Source organism: Pseudomonas sp. GW821-FHT09E12 (assembly GCF_059416085.1).
Genome location: NZ_JBWKOM010000003.1, coordinates 233,245 through 252,687 on the forward strand (window position 1 = coordinate 233,245; position 19,443 = coordinate 252,687).

Consider the following 19,443-nt stretch of genomic DNA (forward strand, 5'->3'; position numbering starts at 1 on the left):
CGGGCTTTTTTGTGGCCTTGAGAAAGCTATCGCGGGCAAGCCTCGCTCCTACAGACGCAAGCGTGTTGCTTCTGTGTAGGAGCGAGGCTTGCCCGCGATGAGGCCCTTGCAGGCGGCTCGTTATTTGCCTGGATACTCTCGATGCATCTGTTCCAGCAGCGCGTCCTTGTTCTGCCACAGCTGGTTGATCCAGCCCTGGAACTCCAGGCGGTACACACCATCCTGGTCGTAGTTCTTGCCGATGAACTGCGGCGGGATCGGCAGCTCCTCGAAATGCACCACCACCTGGTTGACCTTGCCACACAGCAGGTCCCAATAACCCGGCTGGCCCGCCGGATAATGAATGGTGACGTTGACGATGGATTCCAGCTGCTCGCCCATGGCGTCCAGCACGAAGGCGATGCCGCCGGCCTTGGGCTTGAGCAGGTAGCGGAACGGTGAGGCCTGTTGCGCGTGCTTGGCCTGGGTGAAGCGTGTGCCTTCGACGAAGTTGAAGATGCCCACCGGGTTGTCGCGGAATTTCGCGCAGGTCTTGCGGGTGGTCTCCAGGTCCTTGCCCTTTTTCTCCGGGTGTTTTTCCAGGTAGGCCTTGGAGTAGCGCTTCATGAACGGGAAGCCCAGGGCCCACCAGGCCAGGCCGATCACCGGCACCCAGATCAGCTCCTGCTTGAGGAAGAACTTCAGCGGGCGGATACGCCGGTTGAGCACGTACTGCAGGACCATGATGTCGACCCAGCTCTGGTGGTTGCTGGTGATCAGGTACGAGTGCCGGTAGTCCAGGCTGTCGAGCCCGCTGAGGTGCCAGCGGGTGTGCCCGAGCAGGCTCATCCAGGCCTTGTTGTTGCTGATCCAGGCTTCATGGATGTGGCTCATCAGCCAGTCGGTGAAGCGCTGGGCCGCCGGGAAGGGCAGCAGCAACTTGAAGATCGCCACCACGAACAGCGGGGTGCAGCAGACGATGGTGTTGAGCGCCAACAACAGCGAGGCGATCACGCCTCGCAGCGGTGCAGGTAGAAAATCCAATTTACACATCCAGGGGTCGGTTGGCGGCTTGAATCGCGGTCAGGGCGATGGTGTAGACGATGTCGTCGACCTGGGCGCCGCGCGGCAGGTCGTTCACCGGCTTGCGCAGGCCTTGCAGCATCGGCCCGAGGCTGACGCAGTCGGCGCTGCGCTGCACGGCCTTGTGGGTGGTGTTGCCGGTGTTCAGGTCGGGAAACACGAACACCGTGGCCTTGCCCGCGACCAGGCTGTTGGGCGCCAGTTGCTGGGCCACGGCCTCGTTGGCCGCGGCATCGTATTGCAACGGACCGTCGATCAGCAGCGAGCTCTGGGCTTCATGGGCCAGCAAGGTGGCTTCGCGGACTTTCTCCACTTCTTCGCCTCTGGCCGATTCGCCGCTGGAATAACTGATCATCGCCACCCGCGGGGTGATGCCGAACGCGGCCGCCGAGTCGGCGCTTTGCAGGGCGATCTCGGCCAGCTCGCTGGCGCTCGGGTGCGGGTTCATCACGCAGTCGCCGTAGACCAGCACCTGCTCGGGAAACAGCATGAAAAACACCGATGACACCAGGGTGCAGCCCGGCGCGGTCTTGATCAGCTGCAGGGCCGGACGGATGGTATTGGCGGTGGAGTGGATCAGGCCGGACACCAGGCCATCGACTTCGTCCAGGGCCAGCATCATGGTGCCGATCACCACCGGGTCTTCCAGCTGCTGTTCGGCCATCGGCGCGTTGAGGCTCTTGCTCTTGCGCAGCGCCACCATCGGCTCGACGTAACGCTCGCGGATCTGGTCCGGGTCGATGACTTCCAGGCCAGGCGGCAGCTCGATGCCCTGGGCCCGGGCGACCGCCTCGACATCCGCCGGCTTGGCCAGCAGCACGCAACGGGCGATGCCGCGCGCCTGGCAGATCGCTGCGGCCTGCACGGTCAGCGGCTCGCTGCCTTCGGGCAGGACGATGCGCTTGTTGGCTTCCTGGGCGCGCTGGATCAACTGGTAGCGGAACACCGCCGGCGACAGGCGCATTTCCCGCGGCGTGCCGCAGCGCTGGTGCAGCCACTTGGCGTCCAGGTGGCTGGCGACGAAGTCGGTGATGATCTCCGCGCGCTCGCGGTCATCGATGGGGATTTCCTTGTTCAGGCCGTTCAGCTGGTTGGCGGTGTCGTAGGAGCCGGTGCTCACCGACAGCACCGGCAGGCCGGCATTCAAGGCGCCGCGACACAGCTCCATGATCCGTGGATCGGGCAGGGTGTCGCTGGTCAGCAGCAGCCCGGCCAGGGGCACGCCGTTGATCGCCGCCAGGCTCACGGCGAGGATGATGTCGTCGCGATCGCCGGGCGTCACTACCAATACGCCGGGCTTGAGCAGCTCCACGGTGTTACGCATGGTGCGCGCGCAGATGATGATCTTGGTCATGCGCCGGCTTTCGTAGTCGCCGGCGTTGAGCACCTGGGCGCCCATCAGGTCGGCGACGTCGCGGGTGCGCGGTGCGTTCAGTTCCGGCTGGAAGGGGATGCAGCCGAGCAGGCGGAAGTCGCCGCTGCGCAGCAGGGGCGAGTGCTCTTTCAGGCGGGCGGAAAAGGCCTCCATGCTTTCGTCGGTCCGCACCTTGTTGAGGATCACCCCCAGCACTTTCGGATCGCGCGGGCCGCCGAACAGCTGCGCCTGCAACTCCACGCGACCGGACAGCTCGGTGAGCACTTCGTTTTCCGGGGCCGATACCAGGATCACCTCGGCATCCAGGCTTTTCGCCAGGTGCAGGTTGACCCGCGCGGCATAGCTGGCGCTGCGGGTCGGCACCATGCCTTCGACCACCAGCACGTCCTTGCCGACGGCCGCCTGCTGGTACAGGGTGATGATTTCTTCCAGCAGTTCGTCCAGCTGGCCGTCGCCGAGCATCCGTTCGACATGGGCCAGGCCTAGCGGCTGCGGCGGTTTCAGGCCATGGGTGCGGGCCACCAGCTCGGTCGAGCGTTCAGGGCCGGTATCGCCTGGGTGAGGCTGGGCAATGGGTTTGAAGAAGCCGACCTTGAGGCCGGCCCGTTCCAGGGTACGCACCAGCCCGAGGCTGATGGAGGTCAGACCCACACCAAAATCGGTGGGCGCGATAAAAAAAGTTTGCATGCGGATTCTCGACGGGTGCATGGCAACGGTGAGTCGCTTATGTTTACTGCTCTACCGGAAATTCAGGCGCCAAGGTTAGCGCTAACCGAGCCTTGTGCGCACCAACCGCAGGCAAAGGGCTGGCCTATTTTTTCCGCACGCTTGAGCGGATCCAGGATCCAGGCCCGGGATTGCCAGGGCGGCTGGTGGCGCAGGTGCTGGGTATGGCCACAGGACAGCTCGACGACCCAGTGGCCGTCTTCATCCTGATGAAAGCCGACGATCGTCGAGCTTGGCGTCAGGTTCCGTTTGTCCGGGTTCCGTTCGCTTTCGGGCGATTGCTTCGCTAAACTTGGACGTTCTTCATTCTTATGCAAAAGGTCTCGCCCCATGCTGATCGCCGCCAACAAGGCTGTCTCCATCGACTATACCCTCACCAACGACGCTGGTGAGGTCATCGACAGCTCCGCCGGCGGCGCACCGCTGGTCTACCTGCATGGCGCAGGAAACATCATTCCAGGCCTGGAAAAGGCCCTGGAAGGCAAGAACGTCGGCGACGAGCTGAGCGTTGCCGTTGAGCCGGAAGATGCCTACGGCGAATACGCCGCCGAACTGGTCAGCACCCTGAGCCGCAGCATGTTCGAAGGCGTCGACGAACTGGAAGTGGGCATGCAGTTCCACGCTTCCGCTCCGGACGGCCAGATGCAGATCGTCACCATCCGCGACCTGGACGGCGACGACGTGACTGTCGACGGCAACCACCCGCTGGCCGGCCAGCGCCTGAACTTCAAGGTCAAGGTTGTCGACATCCGTGACGCCAGCCAGGAAGAAATCGCCCATGGCCACGTCCATGGCGAAGGTGGCCATCACCACTGATTTCTGCGCTAAGCTCAAGTCTGACTGGAGAGGCGCCCGAGGGCGCCTTTTTAGTCGGCGGCTTTTATCGCCGGGCAACAGGCGGTACTGTCGAGTGGCTGTTTTCTGCAAGAACACGGGAATTTGGAGTTCGTCATGAGTGCTTTTCACGACCTTAAATTGAAAGCCCTGGATGGTCAGGAGCTACCGCTCGCGCCTTTCAAGGGGCACGTCGTGCTGGTGGTCAACGTCGCCTCCAAGTGTGGTCTGACACCACAATACGCGGCGCTGGAGAACCTCTACCAGCAATACAAAGGCCAGGGGTTCAGCGTGCTGGGCCTGCCGTGTAATCAGTTCGCCGGGCAGGAGCCAGGCTCCGAGCAGGAGATCCAGGAATTCTGCAGCCTCAACTACGGGGTGACCTTTCCGTTGAGCAGCAAGCTGGACGTCAACGGTCCGGAGCGCCATCAGTTGTACCGTCTGCTGGCGGGCGAAGGGGCGGAATTCCCGGGCGACATCACCTGGAATTTCGAGAAATTCCTGCTGGGCAAGGACGGCCGCGTCCTGGCGCGTTTCTCCCCACGCACCGCGCCCGACGATTCGACGGTCATCCAGGCCATCGAAAAAGCCTTGAGCTGAATCTGCACGCCGGGCCCCGCTGCCCGGCCGGTTTTACCGCGCGTTCGCGCACCTTCGCTTTCCTCCGCTTTGGCACCTTAATCACCCCGATCAATAGTGCTGGGCGTTGCCTGGAGCACGGAATATTATCGCCATCATAAGGCCGTCGGTGTACCCGCCCGACTTGCCATTTCCCGTGATTAAGACCGTCAGCCCTGGAGTACCGCATGCCCGTTCAAGCCTTGTTCAAACCCTTTCAGCTGGGTGCCCTGGAGCTGTCGAGCCGGGTGGTGATGGCGCCGATGACCCGCTCGTTTTCCCCGGGTGGCGTGCCGAACTCGAAAGTCATCGAGTACTACCGTCGTCGCGCCGCGGCCGGGGTCGGCCTGATCATCACCGAAGGCACTACGGTCGGGCACAAGGCCTCCAACGGCTATCCGAACGTTCCGCGCTTTTATGGCGAAGCGGCCCTGGCCGGCTGGAAGAAGGTGGTGGACGCGGTGCACGCCGAAGGCGGCAAGATCGTTCCGCAGCTGTGGCATGTGGGCAATGTGCGCCGCCTGGGCACCGAGCCGGACGCCAGAGTGCCGGGTTACGGCCCGTCGGAAAAACTCAAGGACGGCCAGGTGGTGGTCCACGGCATGACCCGGGACGACATCGGCGAAGTGATCGCCGCCTTCGCCCAGGCCGCCAAGGATGCCCAGGACATCGGCATGGACGGCGTGGAGATCCACGGCGCCCACGGTTACTTGGTCGACCAGTTCTTCTGGGAGGGCAGCAACCAGCGTACCGACGAGTACGGTGGCGACCTGGCCCAGCGTTCGCGGTTTGCCATCGAGCTGATCCAGGCCGTGCGCGCCGCGGTGGGCCCAGGCTTCCCGATCATCTTCCGTTTTTCGCAGTGGAAGCAGCAGGACTACAGCGCCCGCCTGGTCCAAACCCCCGAGGCCCTGGGCGAGTTCCTCAAGCCGCTGGCGGACGCTGGTGTGGACATCTTCCACTGCTCCACCCGGCGTTTCTGGGAGCCGGAGTTCGAGGGTTCCGAGCTGAACCTGGCCGGCTGGACCCGTCAGCTCACCGGCAAGCCGACCATCACCGTGGGCAGCGTCGGCCTCGACGGCGAGTTCCTGCAGTTCATGGTCAACACCGACAAGGTGGCGCAGCCGGCGAGCCTGGAAAAGCTCCTGGAGCGTCTGAACAACGACGAATTCGATCTGGTAGCGGTAGGGCGCGCATTGCTGGTGGACCCGGACTGGGCGCAGAAGGTGCGGGACGGTCGCGAGCAGGACATCCTGCCGTTCAGCCGTGAGGCGCTGATGACGCTGGTCTGAGTGCAGCCGGGAAACGTTATCGCGGGCAAGCCTCGTTCCTACAGGATCACGAGGCTTGTCCGCGATGCTTTTGGCCCTGATGTTTTCAGCGCTAGGGCAACAACCGCCCCTCAGGCACTACCACTTCTTCCGTGCAGGCGCCGCGCAGCTGGGTTTCAAACTGCTCGATGATCGCCGCCCAGCCCTGGCGGCTGGCGTGCTGGCGGGCATTGAGGCGCACCCGGCGCAAGGTCTCGGGATCTTCCAGCAGCCAGCTGGCGGCATCGCAGAACGCGCATTCGTCCCCGGGCATCGCCAGCACACCGTTGTAGCCATGGCGAATATGCTGGGCCGCCGCGGCCTGGTCGTAAGCCACCACCGCCAGCCCCGAGGCCAGGGCCTCCAGCACCACGTTGCCGAAGGTTTCGGTCAGGCTCGGGAACAGGAACAGATCCCCCGACGCGTAGTGACTGGCCAGCGCTTCGCCGCGTTGCGAACCGCAGAACACCGCGTCCGGCAACTCCCTCTGCAGGACCGCGCGTTGCGGGCCATCGCCCACCACGATCAATTTCATGGACTGCTGTGGATAAGTGTCCTGCAGCTGAGCGAAGCAGCGTTTGAGCAGGCCCAGGTTCTTCTCCGGCGCCAGGCGGCCAACGTGAATCACCGCGATATCGTCATTGCCCAGACCCCAGCCTTGGCGCAGTTCGTTGAGGCGCTTGACCGGGTGGAACAGCTGGCTGTCGACCCCGCGCGACAGCAGCGCCAGGCGTTCGAAGTTGCGCCGCTCCAGCTCCAGGCGCTGGCTGGCGCTGGGCACCAGGGTCAGCTTGGAACGGTTGTGGAACCAGCGCAGGTAGTGGGTCAACAGGCGGGTCAGCAAACCCAGGCCGTACTGGCTGGAGTACTGCTGGAAGTTGGTGTGGAAACCGCTGACCACGGAAATCCCCAGGCGCCGCGCCGCCCGCAGCGCGGACAGGCCCAGCGGACCCTCGGTGGCGATGTACAGCACATCCGGGCGATGACGTTTCCAGCGCCGCAACAGCTTGTGCATCGACGACTGGCCCCATTGCAGCCCCGGATAACCCGGCAGCGGCCAGCCACGGCACAGCAGTAGACCTTCGTCGCTGATCCGGCTCTGATCGGCGCCCTGACGTGGGCGGATCAGTTCCACCTGGTGTCCACGGGCGCGCAATCCATCGCACAGGCGGCCAAGGGTATTGGCCACGCCATTGATTTCCGGTGGGAAGGTTTCGGTGATCAGAGTGATATGCAGAGCTGTCGTCATGGCCTCAGTGTCAACCGAGGCCATGTCGTCATTGTGACGTTGCGATGATGGATTTGTGACCCGCTCAGCGTTGCTGGGCCACCAGGCTCTCCGCGCCGCGCTCACGCACCCAGAACAGCGTCGCCCCGGCCACCGCCGCGGGCATCATCAGGATGTTGACCACCGGGATCAGCAGCACCAGATAGACGATCCCGCCAAAGCTCATGCTCTGCCAGCGCTTTTCCCGCAGCCAGGCGAGCATCTCGTTCCAGCCCAGCTTGTGGTTGTCCGCCGGGTAGTCGATGTACTGGATCGCCATCATCCACACGCCGAACAGCAGCCACAGCGGCGCGGCCACCAGGTTCACCACCGGAATGAAGGACAGGATGAACAGGCCGATGGCCCGCGGCAGGAAATAGCCCAGCTTGCGCATTTCCCGGGCCAGGGTGCGTGGGATCATGGCCAGCAGTTCGGCCCAGCTGAAGGGCGGGAAATCGTCGGTGCCACGGACCACCACTTCGACTTTCTCCGCGAGAAACCCGTTGAAGGGCGCGGCAATCACGTTTGCCAGCATGGTGAAGGTGAAAAACACCATCAGCAGCACCAGCACCACGAATAGCGGCCAGAGGATGTAGCTGAGAAAGCTCAGCCAGTCCGGCAGGGACGGCATCAGGGTGTCGACCCACAGGCTGAACTGATGGCCGGCGAAATAGATCAATCCGACGAACAGCACCAGGTTGATGGCCAGGGGCAAAAGGACGAACAGACGCAGGCCGGGGCTGAGCACCAGCTTGAGGCCTTCGCGCAGGTATTGCGGGCCGGACAGAACGGGGGCGGGCATAAGGAGCTCCGTGCAGGGGGAAAACGCGCCGACCTTACCGGCTTTGCCCCACCGGCGAAAGCGCGGTCGTTAGGTCGACATCAACTGTAACAAAGGCGCCGGTAAATACGCCGATACCGGATAGAGACCTCCTATGAGCTGGATTGTTAAACCGTATTTCCTTAATCTTCGCCCCCTCTATACGCTGCACCCATTATTTTTCGGACGGGCGAACCTGAAGCCTTCCCCAAGTGCTTTCGCCGTCCTTTTTTATTCCAGCCGGCAATCCGGCGTTCCGCGCCAGTGATCCGGGCCGGTCGATAGGAGTGAGTCATGTCTGATGTACGTCATTCGCGTGTGATTATTCTCGGTTCCGGCCCTGCCGGTTACAGCGCCGCGGTCTATGCCGCCCGCGCCAACCTGAAGCCGCTGCTGATTACCGGCATGCAGGCCGGCGGTCAGCTGACCACCACCACCGAAGTCGACAACTGGCCGGGCGACGTCCATGGCCTGACCGGCCCGGCGCTGATGGAGCGCATGCGTGAACACGCCGAGCGTTTCGAGACCGAAATCGTCTTCGATCACATCAATGCCGTGGACTTCGCCGCCAAGCCTTACACCCTGACCGGCGACAGCGCGACCTACACCTGCGACGCCTTGATCATCGCCACCGGCGCCAGCGCCCGTTACCTGGGCCTGCCTTCGGAAGAAGCGTTCATGGGCAAAGGCGTATCGGCCTGCGCGACCTGCGACGGTTTCTTCTATCGCAACAAGCCAGTGGCCGTGGTCGGTGGCGGCAACACCGCTGTCGAAGAAGCCCTGTACCTGGCCAACATCGCCAGCAAGGTCACCCTGATCCACCGTCGTGATACCTTCCGCGCCGAGAAGATCCTGATCGACAAGCTCAATGCCCGGGTTGCCGAAGGCAAGATCGAACTCAAGCTGAACGCCAACCTGGACGAAGTGCTGGGCGACAACATGGGTGTCACCGGCGCGCGCCTGAAGAACAACGATGGCAGCTTCGACGAAATCAAGGTCGACGGTGTGTTCATCGCGATTGGCCACACCCCGAACACTTCGCTGTTCGAAGGCCAGCTGGAGCTGAAGGACGGCTACCTGGTCGTGCAGGGCGGCCGTGAAGGCAATGCCACCGCCACCAGCATCGCAGGCATCTTCGCCGCCGGCGACGTGGCCGACCACGTGTACCGCCAGGCCATTACCTCGGCCGGCGCCGGCTGCATGGCCGCCCTGGACACCGAGCGTTACCTGGACGACCTGCAGAACGCTTGATTCTCAGACCGTTGCAATGAAAAAACCGGCCCAGGCCGGTTTTTTTGTGTCTGTTGTTTCCGTAGGAGCGAGCGGGCGGCGATCCGACTTGCCCGCGATAGGCTCCACGCGGTCTATCTGCAGCACCGCGTTGTCTGGATCGCGGGCAAGCCTCGCTCCTACAGGTCAGCGGCGCTTGAGTGGCTGCTGGGCAAACTTCACACCCGCCAGGCCATGGGCGATCAGCGCGCGGATATTGCCGTGGTCGCTGCCTTCAGGGGTGGCCAGCACCGAGCGGTAATGCTCACCGAACGCCAACAGCGCTTCTTCGTCGCTCAAGCCTTCCAGCAGGGCCAGGCCCAGGGTCTTGCACGAACCTTCGTTCTGCCCGGTGGCGTTTTCCACGCCACCGTTGTTGAAGGCTTGTGGCTGGTAATCGTAGCCCGCGGCGATAAAGGCCAGGGTGTCGGCGAAGACATGCTCGCCGCTCTTGAGGCTGGCGCGCAGGGTGTTCAGGTCAGTCATGGGGTTTTCCTTTGGCGAACGCCGCTTGCTGCTCGGCGCTGGCTTCTTTCTGGTAGAGGTTCTTCCACTCGGCGTAGGGCATGCCATACACCACTTCACGGGCGTCATCGAGGCTGACCTCGATCTGGCGCTCGTCGGCCTCGGCCTTGTACCACTTGGACAGGCAGTTGCGGCAGAAGCCGGCGAGGTTCATCAGGTCTATGTTCTGCACGTCCTTGCGGCTGTCCAGGTGCGCGACCAGGCGGCGGAAGGCGGCGGCTTCGAGTTCCAGGCGTTGTTGCTCGGTCATGTTCGGCTCTGTGCGATCAAATGTGGCGCGGATGATATCAGCGGCTGGCCGCGAGGGTGATCGACACCGACTCGGCGAAACGCAGGGCGTGGGGTTTGTCGACTTCGACCTCGGCGTACAGCACCGATTCGTTGGCCATGATCAGATCGAGGATTTCCTGGGTCAGGCGCTCGAGCAGGGCAAAGCGGTTGCCCTCGACGTGGGCGATGATCGCCTTGGTGATGGTGCGGTAGTTCAGCGCATGGTCGATGTCGTTGTCGCGCACGGCTTCCTGCGCGGCATACAGGATGGTCAGGTTGATCAGCACATCCTGCTTGTTGAGGATCTCGTCCTCGTTGATTCCGATGAAGGTCCGCAGGCACAGGTCCTTGACCCGGATGCGAGCCATTCCTGGCTGAAGTTGTGGCATTGCTACTTGCTCCGTCCGATCAATTGCAGGAATTCCTGGCGCGTGGTGCTCGAATCGCGAAAGGCGCCGAGCATCACCGAAGTGTGCATGGTCGAGTTCTGCTTCTCGACTCCGCGCATCATCATGCACATGTGCTGCGCTTCGACGACCACCGCGACGCCGGCGGCCTGGGTTACCCGCTGCACCGCGTCGGCGATTTCCCGCGTGAGGTTTTCCTGGATCTGCAGGCGGCGGGCGAACATGTCGACGATCCGGGCGATCTTCGACAGGCCCAGCACCTTGCCGGTGGGAATATAAGCCACATGGGCCTTGCCGATGAAGGGCAGCAGGTGATGTTCGCACAGGGAGTAGAGTTCGATGTCGGCGACTATGACCATTTCATCGTTGTCGGAGGCGAACAGCGCGCCATTGACCACCTCATCCACCGACTGGCTGTAGCCATGACACAGGTACTGTATGGCCTTGGCCGCGCGTTGCGGGGTGTCGAGCAGGCCTTCGCGCTCGGGGTCTTCGCCGAGACCCTTGAGGATCTCGCGGTAGTGCTGGGGCAGGGAAAGCATCATGCAACGTCCTCGCGGGAAGCCTTACTTGAGGTGCCGCCCGCCGTTGACGGTCAGGGTCGTGCCGGTGACATAAGGGTTATCGAGCAGATAACGCAGGCTCTGGTAGACCACCTCGCAACCGGGTTCGATGCCCAGGGCGGACTTGGCCAGGGCCTTGGCGCGGTACGCCGCGTCGTCGTCGGGATTGAACATTAACAGAGCCGGGGCGATGCCGTTGACCTTGATCGTCGGGGCATATTTCGCCGCGAAGGACAGGGTCAGGCTGTCGAGGCCGGCCTTGGTGGCGCAATAGGCGATGTGCTTGCTGCTGCCGCGGCGCGTGACGTCGTCGCCGATGTGCACGATGTCGGCGGGGCTGGAGCGCCGCAGCAGGTCCGCGCAATGCAGGTTGATCAGGTAGGGCGCGAGCATGTGCACGCTGAACATGTCGGCGAAGGCCGCGCTTTCCTGGCCGGGCGTTTCCTCCAGCCATTGCGAGGCGTTGTGCACGATCGCCCGCAGGCTGTCGGTGTGCTCGTGCAATTGGCTGATGAAGGCCTGGATCCCGGCTTCGCTGGAGAAGTCGGCGAACAGGGCAATCGCGCCACGCTCGCGCAAGGCCTGCACGCCGGGGCGTTCGGTGCGATAGCTGATGATCACCCGGTGACCGTCTTCCAGCAGGCGCAATGCGCAATGCAGGCCGACACGCTGGCCGGCGCCGGTGATCAGGATCGGGGCAGGGGAAGTAGTCATGAACGGCTCGCGTCGCAGGTAGAGCAAAACTATACCAGCGCGGGGCGGGGTTCGCCCAAGCCGCTGCAGGAGCGAGCGGGCGGCGATCCGACTTGTCCGCGATGATGGCGCCGCGGTCTGTCTGGCAGACCGCGTTATCGCTCATCGCCGGCGAGCCGGCTGCTAGATGTGGCTCTGTGGGGAAGGTGCTGCCGGCAGCGGACGGGGCGGCGTGCTGTTCAGCCACCCGGACAACAGGCGGGTGGACAGTGGAATGAACCAGTAGACCATCAGCGGCGTCAGGGCCAGGGTGCTGACGAGCACCCGCGGCGCCAGGCTGAGTTCGCCCAGCAACGGGCTGAGGATGAAGTTGAAGATCAGCGACACCGGGAAGAACGCCAGCCAGATGGCCACCGCCTGCTTCCAGCGCGGAGGGCGCTGGCCGGTTGCGCCGAACCAGCCGTCGATGCCGCTGACCCGGTGTTCATGGGGATGGGCGAACAGGTCGCTGCCGCGGGCCAGCCAGGCGGTGCGCGAGGCGGAGTGCTCCCAGACGTGCAGGGTCTGCTCGTCGGCGAAGCGGAAGATGATTTGGAATTCGTCATCGTCGGGCGGCGGAGCGAGCACGCCGGAGCCGAGATAACCGGGGAAGTCGGTGGCCAATTGTTCGCCTTCGCGCAGCCAGGCGATCAGGTCCTGGTAACGGCCATCGGCGACACGCCGGGCGACCATCAGGGTGACGGGTGAGGTAGACATTATGTATCTCCGTAAAACCAATGCGCTGCCTGGGTAAGGCCGTACGCCGGACGCAGCACCGGGGTGTTGGGCTGCGTCGTGAAAGCAAGCAAGGATTATTCCTGATTGTGACAAATACACCAGAGGCAGCGGTCGCTTTGCCCTGTGTTGAAGAACTGTCACCGATGGGGAGTAGAATGGCCGTCACTTTATCCATCGGTGTTTTCTGCCCAGATGCCCGTTATTACTGAACTTTCCCGCCCGACACAGCCCCTCGACCAACCCTCGCAGGACGATCTGTTTCCAATCCGGGAAGTTTCACGGTTGACGGGGATCAACCCGGTGACCCTGCGGGCCTGGGAGCGTCGTTATGGATTGATCCAGCCGACGCGCACCGAAAGTGGGCACCGTTTGTATTCGATGCACGATGTCGAGACGGTCCGCGAGATCCTCGGCTGGATCGATCGGGGTGTCGCGGTCAGCAAGGTCGGCAAGATCCTCGCCAAGACCCGGGCCGCCCGCGAGGCGCCGCAGGCCATGCCGGGCGACAGCGCATCGGGCGATTACCTGCAGTGGCAGGGGCAACTCAAGCGGGCGGTCGGCGGCTTCGACGAGCCGCACCTGGAGCGGCTGTACGGCCAGATCTTCTCCAGCTATTCGCTGTCGGTGGTGTTCCAGGACATCCTCATGCCGTTCTGGCGGCAGCTGGCGCAGCACCAGGAACCTTACGGCCACACCAGCGAATGGCTGTTCTTCGATCACTTCCTGCGTTCGCGGGTCTCCCAGCGCCTGCTGTTGCAGCGCGGCCAAGCGCTGCGCCCGGTGCTGCTGGCGGCGCTTGCCGAGCAATGCCGGGAGCTGGAATTGCTGGTGGCGGCGCTGATGCTGGGCAGTGCCGAGTTGGAAGTCCGGGTGTTGGCGCCGGGGCAGCCGTTCGACGAGCTGACCCTGGTCTGCGAGAAGATCAAGCCCCAGGCGCTGGTGCTGTTTTCCAATCACGCGCCGGCGCCGGAGCTGCCTCGACGCTTGAACCGCATGGCGCTGACCCTGGAGTGTCCGCTGATGCTGGCGGGAGATGTCGCCGAGCTGGCCCAGGACAGCCTGAGCGCTTCGCCGGTGGGCTGTCTGGGGAGTGACGGGCGTTTGATGATGCAGCGCCTGCGGCAGTTTCTCAGCGGTACGCTCGATACCTGAACTCATACCCAGGCAGCCAAAAGCTGCGATTTCAGATGTGCAGGTTGGGGTGTGCCAGGCGGTGCTGTTGCAGGATGAACTGGCGCAGGCGCTCGGTTTCATCCGTGTCGCTCTGGTTCAACCGATAGGCATAGAAGCCGACGTCGGTCTGGCGTTCGAGGCGGCCGCGCAGGGCGATGCGCTCGTAGCCCGACGGACTGAACCACTGGGCGAACTGCTTTGGCGCTTTGGCCCGGTTGTGGGTTTCCAGCAACACGCTGTTGAACGACACCTCATGCACCCACAGCGCAGTGGGCTGCCCCTTGGCGTTTTCCAAGGCCACCGGCTCCGCCAGCGTCAGGCGCCAGGGGCGGACCCTCGGCCCATCCTCGAAGATGCTCGGCACGCCCAGGCGCAGATGCAGCGCGTGGAACTCGTCTTCCACCAAGTGCAGGGGAAAGGTCATCTGTTGGTTTTCAAAGTGCGCCTGAATGGTCACTTGCTCATTGGCCGCCAGGCGGGTGAGCAGGTCGCGGATCTGTGAGCCCCCATTCACCAGCAGGCTCGAGTTCGCATCCCGCATGTTGAGTTGCGGGTTGTGCTGCATGGTCTGAATGAAGTCCAGTTCATCCTGAGTGAGGAGAGCGTCACGGCGCATGATGTTGCTCGAAGGAGAAGGTGACAAAATCATTGGTGATTAAGCGTACTGACAACTAATTCGACATCTTGTTAGAGCCGCTCGTCGCCTGGAAAGCGGCGAGTTCCGCGCGGGTTTCGGCCAGCTCCTTTTCCACCTGCGCCAGCCGTTGCTGGGCCTTGACCTGGACCGTCACATCTTTCTGCACCCCGACAAAATAGGTCAACTGGTCGCTTTCGTTGAACACCGGGGTGATCGACAGTTCGTTCCAGAAGTGACTGCCGTCCTTGCGGTAGTTGCGCAGCACCTGGCGGCAGGGCTGGCCGCTATCCAAGGCCTGGCGAATCAGCGGGATTGCCGGCTGGTCCCGGTCGCCCGACTGGAGAAAGCGGCAATCCTGGTACAGCACCTCGTCGGCGCTGTAGCCGGTGAGCCGTTCGAACGCCGGGTTGACGTAGATGATGATGTTGTCTTCGCCTTCCTGTTCGGCAACGACGATCCCGTCGTTGGAGGCGTTGATCACCAGTTGCAGCAGATGGGCGTTGATCATCGGAGGCTTTCCGCAGTCGATCGGCAGGTGGCGGCAATTCTAAGACATGGCGCGAAGCTGTCCACTGGCCATTATGGGCAAATCACGCTACAAGGCTGGATTTTTTCGCGCAACTGTTAATATCCCAGTCTTTTACTCAGCTTCAGGATCAGATTGATGAAAGTCGCCATCCTTTCCGGCTCGGTGTACGGCACGGCTGAAGAAGTCGCCCGGCATGCCGCCAAACTCCTCAATGCCGCAGGTTTCGAGGCCTGGCACAACCCGCGCGCGACCCTGGCGGATGTCCAGGCGTTCGGCCCTGAGGCGTTCCTGGCCGTGACCTCGACCACCGGCATGGGCGAGCTGCCGGACAACCTGCTGCCGCTGTATTCGGCCATTCGCGATCAACTGCCGGCGGCCTGGCGCGGTTTGCCCGGCGCAGTGATCGGCCTGGGCGATTCGAGCTATGGCGACACCTTCTGTGGCGGTGGCGAGCAGATGCGCGAACTGTTCGCCGAGCTGGGCGTGCGTGAAGTGCTGGCAATGCTGCGCCTGGACGCCAGCGAAAGCGTGACCCCGGAAACCGACGCCGAGCCTTGGCTGGCCGAGTTGATCAGCGCTCTGCGCGGCTGACCGGCCGCTCGCGCAAAAGCGCCAGCCAGGCTTGTGCGGCCTTGGACAGATAGGCGCCCTGGCGCCAGATGAAGGCGATGTCCCAGCGCAGGTAGTCGGGCGCTTGCAGCGTCAGGCGTACCACGCCGGGCCGCACCAGGCCGCGCGCCACCACGCTGGGCAACAGCACTACACCTTGCCCGGCGGCCACCAGGGCGGCGAGAAAGTCCGCCTGGCCGCTGCGGCCACCTTCCTTCGGGGTGAACCCCACCTGCTGACAGGCCTGCAGCAGCCGGTCGTTGAGCACGAAACTGCGCTGATAAAGCAGGAACGGCGTGTCCGCCAGTTCCTCCAGGCGCACCTGGGCCTTGATCGCCAGTGGATGATCGGCCGGTAGCAAGGCATCCAGAGGTTCATCGCAGAAAGGCTGGTAGGCGAAGGTCGGGTCCTTGGGCGTCAGGCTGCCGCCGATCTCCAGTTCCCCGTTGAGCACCGCCTGCTCGATATTCAGGCTGCCGCCTTCAAGCAACTGCACGCTGATGTTCGGGTAGCGCCTGCGGTACTCGGCGAACAGGCCGGCGAACAGTGCGTCGCTGCCCAGCAGGGGCAGGCCCAGACGCAATTCCCCGCGGGCCAACAAGCTCAGGTCGTCCAGCTCGCTGAGCAACTCATTGCGCAGGCGCAGCATGCCTTCGGCGCGTTGCAGCACCACGCTGCCAGCGGCGGTGAGATGAATGTGCGAGCCCTGGCGATCCAGCAATGGCGTGCCCAGGCTCTGTTCCAGCTGGGCGATTTGCTTGCTCACCGCCGACTGGCTGATATGCAGGGTCTTGGCGGCCTGGGTGAAACCGCCCTGGTGAATCACTTCGACAAAACTGCGCAGCTGTTTGAAGTCCATGTTTTGGGTCCGTGCTCTTAATTCCATTCTGGAATGGCTTCTAGTCTAACAATTCGCTTCGGTGATGGCAGGCGCTTGCCTAAAATGCAGGCCTGCGAGGACCGAATTCCATGAACGCTTCCACCTTGAAACACCTGGGTCGCCTGTTATCCGAACTGGCGGTGTTGCTGGCTATTTATCTGTTCGGCTGCCAGCTGGCCGGGTGGCTGGCGTGGCCGATTCCTGGCGGGGTGATCGGCCTGGCCCTGCTGTTGCTGGCGTTCGCCCTGGGCTGGGTCAAGCCGGCGGCGCTGCAAATGGGCGCGGGCCTGCTGATGGCCGAGATGCTGCTGTTCTTCATTCCGGCGCTGATGAGCCTGCTGGACTACGGCGGCCTGCTGCGCCAGGACGGCTGGCGGATCCTGCTGGTGATTGGCGTCAGTACGCTGATGGTGATGCTGGTCACCGCGTTCACGGTGGAATGGGTGTGCCGCTGGAGAATGCGCCATGACGCTTGAGCCCATGCCGATGTTCTGGCTGCTGCTGACGCTCGCGGCCTATCTGTTCAGCCGCTGGATCTACCGGCGCACCGGGCGCTACCTGCTGTCGCCGCTGATCCTGGTGCCGGCCCTGCTGTTGGCGATCGCCGTGCCGCTGCACACCGCCTATGCCGAATACGCCGCCAATACCCATTGGCTGATGCTGGTGCTGGGGCCGGTCACCGTGGCTTTCGCAGTGCCGATCTGGCAGCAGCGGCAGCTGTTGGCGCGGCATTGGTCGGCCTTGCTCCTGGGCATGCTGGCGGGCAGCGCGGCGTCCATCGCCAGCTCCTTCGGCCTGGCGCGGGTGCTGGCCCTGGACAGCTCGGTGACCCTGTCGCTGGTGCCGCGTTCGATCACCACGCCCTTCGCCATGCCGCTGGCCCATGACCTGGGCGGTGTGCCCGAACTGACGGCGGTGTTCGTGATGTTCACCGGGGTGTTCGGCGCCATGCTCGGCGGTGTCCTGCTCAAGTGGCTGCCGCTGCGCAGTGCCCTGGCTCGCGGTGCTTTGTTCGGGGTCGGCGCCCACGGCGCGGGGGTCAGCCGCGCCCATGAAGTCGGTGGCGAAGAGGGCTCGGTGGCTGGGTTGGTGATGGTCCTCACGGGCCTGCTGAACCTGTTCGCCGCCCCTTTATTGGCGTCGTTGCTTTGACGTTTGACCTGTGCCGATTGCAACTAAAATAACCACTGACCCGCTCGGTCAGTAAGCTGGCTGCAAAGGCAACTACCCGAACCCGGGTGGCTGACTAGACTGATCCCCACGTCCGAAAAAATAATAAAAAACTGCCGTCACTGAGGTCCTTGCCGTGAGCCTATCCTCCGTTCAATCGACATCGAGTGTGAAAGACCAGGTCAGCACCGCCGAATGGCAAACCCGCGTCGACCTGGCAGCCTGCTACCGCCTGGTGGCGATGCATGGCTGGGACGATCTGATCTTCACCCACATCTCCGCCAAGGTCCCTGGCACCGAAGATTTCCTGATCAACCCGTTCGGCCTGATGTTCCATGAGATCACCGCCTCCAGCCTGGTGAAGGTCGACCAGGCCGGCAACAAGCTGATGGACAGCCCCTACGAGATCAACCCCGCCGGCTACACCATCCACAGCGCCGTGCACGAAGTGCGGCACGATGTGGCCTGTGTGCTGCACACCCACACCGCGGCCGGGGTCGCGGTGTCCGCGCAGCAGCAGGGGGTGTTGCCCATCAGCCAGCAATCGCTGTTCGTGCTGTCGAGCCTGGCCTATCACGCCTATGAGGGCGTGGCCCTGAACCACGAGGAAAAGGCCCGGCTGCAGGCCGACCTCGGCGACAGCAATTACCTGATGCTGCACAACCACGGTCTGCTGACCTGTGGCGGCACCATCGCCGACACCTTCCTGATGATGTTCACCTTCCAGCGCGCCTGCGAGATCCAGGTGCTGGCGCAGAACGGTGCGGCGCAACTGATCGCCATCGAGCCGCAGATTCTGGCCGGGGCCAAGGCGATGATCGCCGGGGTCACCAGAAGCGCTCAAGGCATGGGCGGCGCGCTGGCATGGCCGGCACTGCTGCGCAAACTCGATAAACAAGACGCGGGTTATAAACTCTGATGCCTATGGCCGAGATTCCTCTGTGCGTGTGGCGCAAGCGCGGACATAGCTTCGCGTTTCGCGGCCATGCCATTCGCTACTGGACCGCGGGGCAGGGCGAGCCGCTGCTGCTGATCCATGGTTTTCCCACCGCCGCCTGGGACTGGCATTACCTGTGGCAGCCCCTGGCGCAGCGCTATCGGGTGATCGCCTGCGACATGCTGGGGTTTGGCGATTCGGCCAAGCCGCGGGACCACGAGTACAGCCTGCTGGAACAGGCGGACCTGCAGCAGGCCTTGCTCGAGCATCTGGGGGTCGATAGCCCCGTGCATCTGCTGGCCCACGACTATGGCGACAGCGTCGCCCAGGAAATGCTCGCCCGGCACTACGAAGAGCGTTGCAACATGGCCAGCTGTGTGTTCCTCAACGGCGGCCTGTTCCCGGAAACCCATCGCCCGGTGCTGACGCAGAAGCTGCTGCTCAGCCCGCTGGGCTGGATGCTCGGCCGCGCCTTCAGCCGTGAGGGCCTGGCCAAGAGTTTCAGCCAGATTTTCGGCCCGCAGACCCGGCCCAGCGAAAGCGTGCTGGATGACTTCTGGAGCCTGGTGGAGGCCAATAACGGCCCGCGGATCCTGCATAAATTGATCGGCTACATTCCCGAGCGCCGGGTGCAGCGCGACCGTTGGGTGAGTGCGATGCAGCGCGGCGAGGTGCCGCTACGGGTGATCGACGGCGCGGTGGATCCGATTTCCGGGGCGCACATGGTCGAGCGCTACTGCCAACTGATCCCCGCCCCGGATACCGTGCTGCTGGCCGGGATCGGTCACTACCCGCAGACCGAGGCCCCGGTCCAGGTGCTCAAGCACTATCTGGCCTTTCGCGACAGCCTGGAGTTTCCACCGCGAAAACTGGCCTGCTCCTGAGCGCCCCGCGCTGTCCGTAGCTACCGCGGTTCTGCGGCCTTGGCCTGTGCATGCCAGACGCCGATGCGGCCCACGCCGTGGTTCCCCCTCGATCATCCCCCTGCCTTA

General features: G+C 63.5%; 24 protein-coding genes. 10 read left to right on the forward strand and 14 right to left on the reverse strand.

What is annotated here, in order from left to right; translation table 11 throughout:
• Nucleotides 1–120 precede the first annotated feature (120 nt).
• The 3 genes from yihG to AC07PQ_RS09580 form a co-directional block, all read right to left on the reverse strand.
• Complete coding sequence (gene yihG, locus AC07PQ_RS09570) at nucleotides 121–1,032, reverse strand: 1-acylglycerol-3-phosphate O-acyltransferase, YihG family (RefSeq protein ID WP_087091262.1); 912 nt, start codon at nucleotides 1,030–1,032, stop codon at nucleotides 121–123.
• Nucleotides 1,025–3,124 carry a phosphate acetyltransferase gene (gene pta / locus AC07PQ_RS09575; RefSeq protein WP_101336854.1) on the reverse strand — a complete coding sequence of 700 codons (2,100 nt, stop codon included), beginning with the start codon at nucleotides 3,122–3,124 and terminating at the stop codon, nucleotides 1,025–1,027. The genes yihG and pta overlap by 8 nt, the downstream gene beginning before the upstream one ends.
• A gap of 62 nt (nucleotides 3,125–3,186) precedes the next feature.
• The gene (locus tag AC07PQ_RS09580; RefSeq protein WP_081502469.1) at nucleotides 3,187–3,525 is read right to left on the reverse strand and encodes a DUF3565 domain-containing protein; all 339 of its coding nucleotides are present in this window, start codon (nucleotides 3,523–3,525) and stop codon (nucleotides 3,187–3,189) included.
• Between AC07PQ_RS09580 and AC07PQ_RS09585 the strand changes: the two genes are divergently transcribed.
• The 3 genes from AC07PQ_RS09585 (at nucleotide 3,494) to AC07PQ_RS09595 (ending at nucleotide 5,907) form a co-directional block, all read left to right on the forward strand.
• Nucleotides 3,494–3,979: an FKBP-type peptidyl-prolyl cis-trans isomerase gene (locus AC07PQ_RS09585; protein ID WP_007929845.1), complete on the forward strand. Its 486-nt coding sequence runs from the start codon at nucleotides 3,494–3,496 to the stop codon at nucleotides 3,977–3,979. The two genes, AC07PQ_RS09580 and AC07PQ_RS09585, sit on opposite strands and share 32 nt — an antisense overlap.
• A gap of 135 nt (nucleotides 3,980–4,114) precedes the next feature.
• Nucleotides 4,115–4,597 (forward strand): glutathione peroxidase, encoded by a 483-nt coding sequence (locus AC07PQ_RS09590; RefSeq protein ID WP_009042206.1) that lies wholly within the window; start codon nucleotides 4,115–4,117, stop codon nucleotides 4,595–4,597.
• 206 nt (nucleotides 4,598–4,803) lie between these two features.
• Complete coding sequence (locus AC07PQ_RS09595; RefSeq protein ID WP_493185401.1) at nucleotides 4,804–5,907, forward strand: NADH:flavin oxidoreductase; 1,104 nt, start codon at nucleotides 4,804–4,806, stop codon at nucleotides 5,905–5,907.
• Nucleotides 5,908–5,998: 91 nt separating this feature from the next.
• Here the strand turns inward: AC07PQ_RS09595 and AC07PQ_RS09600 are convergent, their stop codons facing one another.
• Entirely contained in the window at nucleotides 5,999–7,198 is a 1,200-nt protein-coding gene (locus tag AC07PQ_RS09600) for a glycosyltransferase family 4 protein (RefSeq protein WP_493185402.1), read from the reverse strand.
• Between the two features lie 40 nt (nucleotides 7,199–7,238).
• Nucleotides 7,239–7,994 carry a sulfate transporter CysZ gene (gene cysZ, locus AC07PQ_RS09605; RefSeq protein WP_007929836.1) on the reverse strand — a complete coding sequence of 252 codons (756 nt, stop codon included), beginning with the start codon at nucleotides 7,992–7,994 and terminating at the stop codon, nucleotides 7,239–7,241.
• Nucleotides 7,995–8,306: 312 nt separating this feature from the next.
• Between cysZ and trxB the strand changes: the two genes are divergently transcribed.
• Nucleotides 8,307–9,263: a thioredoxin-disulfide reductase gene (trxB, locus tag AC07PQ_RS09610; protein WP_007929833.1), complete on the forward strand. Its 957-nt coding sequence runs from the start codon at nucleotides 8,307–8,309 to the stop codon at nucleotides 9,261–9,263.
• Between the two features lie 165 nt (nucleotides 9,264–9,428).
• Here trxB and AC07PQ_RS09615 read toward each other — a convergent pair whose 3' ends face one another.
• The 6 genes from AC07PQ_RS09615 to AC07PQ_RS09640 all read right to left on the reverse strand — a co-directional run bounded on the left by AC07PQ_RS09615 (nucleotide 9,429) and on the right by AC07PQ_RS09640 (nucleotide 12,495).
• Nucleotides 9,429–9,767 (reverse strand): HopJ type III effector protein, encoded by a 339-nt coding sequence (locus tag AC07PQ_RS09615; RefSeq protein ID WP_007929831.1) that lies wholly within the window; start codon nucleotides 9,765–9,767, stop codon nucleotides 9,429–9,431.
• A complete protein-coding gene (locus AC07PQ_RS09620; RefSeq protein WP_007929830.1) occupies nucleotides 9,760–10,056 on the reverse strand; it encodes a DUF1244 domain-containing protein in 297 nt (98 codons plus the stop codon). The genes AC07PQ_RS09615 and AC07PQ_RS09620 overlap by 8 nt, the downstream gene beginning before the upstream one ends.
• A 37-nt stretch (nucleotides 10,057–10,093) precedes the next feature.
• Nucleotides 10,094–10,465 carry a dihydroneopterin triphosphate 2'-epimerase gene (gene folX, locus AC07PQ_RS09625; protein WP_007929829.1) on the reverse strand — a complete coding sequence of 124 codons (372 nt, stop codon included), beginning with the start codon at nucleotides 10,463–10,465 and terminating at the stop codon, nucleotides 10,094–10,096.
• A gap of 2 nt (nucleotides 10,466–10,467) precedes the next feature.
• On the reverse strand, nucleotides 10,468–11,028 hold the full coding sequence (gene folE / locus AC07PQ_RS09630) for a GTP cyclohydrolase I FolE (protein WP_493185403.1): 561 nt from the start codon (nucleotides 11,026–11,028) through the stop codon (nucleotides 10,468–10,470).
• Nucleotides 11,029–11,049: 21 nt separating this feature from the next.
• A complete protein-coding gene (gene folM / locus AC07PQ_RS09635; protein WP_007929827.1) occupies nucleotides 11,050–11,760 on the reverse strand; it encodes a dihydromonapterin reductase in 711 nt (236 codons plus the stop codon).
• Nucleotides 11,761–11,922: 162 nt separating this feature from the next.
• Nucleotides 11,923–12,495: an antibiotic biosynthesis monooxygenase gene (locus AC07PQ_RS09640; RefSeq protein ID WP_007929825.1), complete on the reverse strand. Its 573-nt coding sequence runs from the start codon at nucleotides 12,493–12,495 to the stop codon at nucleotides 11,923–11,925.
• Between the two features lie 213 nt (nucleotides 12,496–12,708).
• Between AC07PQ_RS09640 and AC07PQ_RS09645 the strand changes: the two genes are divergently transcribed.
• A complete protein-coding gene (locus tag AC07PQ_RS09645) occupies nucleotides 12,709–13,668 on the forward strand; it encodes a MerR family transcriptional regulator (RefSeq protein ID WP_492569268.1) in 960 nt (319 codons plus the stop codon).
• Nucleotides 13,669–13,699: 31 nt separating this feature from the next.
• On the opposite strand, the gene AC07PQ_RS09650 is transcribed toward AC07PQ_RS09645, so the two are convergent.
• A complete protein-coding gene (locus AC07PQ_RS09650; RefSeq protein ID WP_493185404.1) occupies nucleotides 13,700–14,305 on the reverse strand; it encodes a hypothetical protein in 606 nt (201 codons plus the stop codon).
• Between the two features lie 55 nt (nucleotides 14,306–14,360).
• Entirely contained in the window at nucleotides 14,361–14,834 is a 474-nt protein-coding gene (locus tag AC07PQ_RS09655; RefSeq protein WP_007929819.1) for a PAS domain-containing protein, read from the reverse strand.
• 156 nt (nucleotides 14,835–14,990) lie between these two features.
• On the opposite strand from AC07PQ_RS09655, the gene AC07PQ_RS09660 reads away from it, so the two are divergent.
• On the forward strand, nucleotides 14,991–15,446 hold the full coding sequence (locus AC07PQ_RS09660; RefSeq protein ID WP_053259670.1) for a flavodoxin: 456 nt from the start codon (nucleotides 14,991–14,993) through the stop codon (nucleotides 15,444–15,446).
• Here the strand turns inward: AC07PQ_RS09660 and AC07PQ_RS09665 are convergent.
• A complete protein-coding gene (locus AC07PQ_RS09665; protein ID WP_007929807.1) occupies nucleotides 15,427–16,323 on the reverse strand; it encodes a LysR family transcriptional regulator in 897 nt (298 codons plus the stop codon). The two genes, AC07PQ_RS09660 and AC07PQ_RS09665, sit on opposite strands and share 20 nt — an antisense overlap.
• A 110-nt stretch (nucleotides 16,324–16,433) precedes the next feature.
• On the opposite strand from AC07PQ_RS09665, the gene AC07PQ_RS09670 reads away from it, so the two are divergent.
• The 4 genes from AC07PQ_RS09670 (at nucleotide 16,434) to AC07PQ_RS09685 (ending at nucleotide 19,335) form a co-directional block, all read left to right on the forward strand.
• On the forward strand, nucleotides 16,434–16,820 hold the full coding sequence (locus AC07PQ_RS09670; RefSeq protein ID WP_007929806.1) for a CidA/LrgA family protein: 387 nt from the start codon (nucleotides 16,434–16,436) through the stop codon (nucleotides 16,818–16,820).
• Nucleotides 16,810–17,496, forward strand: a complete 687-nt coding sequence (locus tag AC07PQ_RS09675) for an LrgB family protein (RefSeq protein WP_007929805.1) — start codon at nucleotides 16,810–16,812, stop codon at nucleotides 17,494–17,496. The genes AC07PQ_RS09670 and AC07PQ_RS09675 overlap by 11 nt, the downstream gene beginning before the upstream one ends.
• A 154-nt stretch (nucleotides 17,497–17,650) precedes the next feature.
• The gene (locus AC07PQ_RS09680; RefSeq protein WP_493185405.1) at nucleotides 17,651–18,433 is read left to right on the forward strand and encodes a class II aldolase/adducin family protein; all 783 of its coding nucleotides are present in this window, start codon (nucleotides 17,651–17,653) and stop codon (nucleotides 18,431–18,433) included.
• Entirely contained in the window at nucleotides 18,433–19,335 is a 903-nt protein-coding gene (locus tag AC07PQ_RS09685; RefSeq protein ID WP_007929803.1) for an alpha/beta fold hydrolase, read from the forward strand. The genes AC07PQ_RS09680 and AC07PQ_RS09685 overlap by 1 nt, the downstream gene beginning before the upstream one ends.
• Nucleotides 19,336–19,443: the final 108 nt, after the last annotated feature.

Coding starts and splice junctions, on each gene's coding strand:
- AC07PQ_RS09675 (WP_007929805.1), top strand. CDS start 16,810: ATGACGCTTGAGCCCATGCCGATGTTCTGGCTGCTGCTGACGCTCGCG.
- trxB (WP_007929833.1), top strand. CDS start 8,307: ATGTCTGATGTACGTCATTCGCGTGTGATTATTCTCGGTTCCGGCCCT.
- AC07PQ_RS09585 (WP_007929845.1), top strand. CDS start 3,494: ATGCTGATCGCCGCCAACAAGGCTGTCTCCATCGACTATACCCTCACC.
- AC07PQ_RS09600 (WP_493185402.1), bottom strand. CDS start 7,198: ATGGCCTCGGTTGACACTGAGGCCATGACGACAGCTCTGCATATCACT.
- AC07PQ_RS09665 (WP_007929807.1), bottom strand. CDS start 16,323: ATGGACTTCAAACAGCTGCGCAGTTTTGTCGAAGTGATTCACCAGGGC.
- AC07PQ_RS09650 (WP_493185404.1), bottom strand. CDS start 14,305: ATGCGCCGTGACGCTCTCCTCACTCAGGATGAACTGGACTTCATTCAG.
- folX (WP_007929829.1), bottom strand. CDS start 10,465: ATGCCACAACTTCAGCCAGGAATGGCTCGCATCCGGGTCAAGGACCTG.
- pta (WP_101336854.1), bottom strand. CDS start 3,124: ATGCAAACTTTTTTTATCGCGCCCACCGATTTTGGTGTGGGTCTGACC.
- AC07PQ_RS09645 (WP_492569268.1), top strand. CDS start 12,709: ATGCCCGTTATTACTGAACTTTCCCGCCCGACACAGCCCCTCGACCAA.
- AC07PQ_RS09640 (WP_007929825.1), bottom strand. CDS start 12,495: ATGTCTACCTCACCCGTCACCCTGATGGTCGCCCGGCGTGTCGCCGAT.
- AC07PQ_RS09655 (WP_007929819.1), bottom strand. CDS start 14,834: ATGATCAACGCCCATCTGCTGCAACTGGTGATCAACGCCTCCAACGAC.
- AC07PQ_RS09660 (WP_053259670.1), top strand. CDS start 14,991: ATGAAAGTCGCCATCCTTTCCGGCTCGGTGTACGGCACGGCTGAAGAA.
- AC07PQ_RS09595 (WP_493185401.1), top strand. CDS start 4,804: ATGCCCGTTCAAGCCTTGTTCAAACCCTTTCAGCTGGGTGCCCTGGAG.
- AC07PQ_RS09615 (WP_007929831.1), bottom strand. CDS start 9,767: ATGACTGACCTGAACACCCTGCGCGCCAGCCTCAAGAGCGGCGAGCAT.
- cysZ (WP_007929836.1), bottom strand. CDS start 7,994: ATGCCCGCCCCCGTTCTGTCCGGCCCGCAATACCTGCGCGAAGGCCTC.
- AC07PQ_RS09670 (WP_007929806.1), top strand. CDS start 16,434: ATGAACGCTTCCACCTTGAAACACCTGGGTCGCCTGTTATCCGAACTG.
- folE (WP_493185403.1), bottom strand. CDS start 11,028: ATGATGCTTTCCCTGCCCCAGCACTACCGCGAGATCCTCAAGGGTCTC.
- AC07PQ_RS09685 (WP_007929803.1), top strand. CDS start 18,433: ATGCCTATGGCCGAGATTCCTCTGTGCGTGTGGCGCAAGCGCGGACAT.
- AC07PQ_RS09590 (WP_009042206.1), top strand. CDS start 4,115: ATGAGTGCTTTTCACGACCTTAAATTGAAAGCCCTGGATGGTCAGGAG.
- AC07PQ_RS09620 (WP_007929830.1), bottom strand. CDS start 10,056: ATGACCGAGCAACAACGCCTGGAACTCGAAGCCGCCGCCTTCCGCCGC.
- yihG (WP_087091262.1), bottom strand. CDS start 1,032: ATGTGTAAATTGGATTTTCTACCTGCACCGCTGCGAGGCGTGATCGCC.
- AC07PQ_RS09580 (WP_081502469.1), bottom strand. CDS start 3,525: ATGGAGACAGCCTTGTTGGCGGCGATCAGCATGGGGCGAGACCTTTTG.
- folM (WP_007929827.1), bottom strand. CDS start 11,760: ATGACTACTTCCCCTGCCCCGATCCTGATCACCGGCGCCGGCCAGCGT.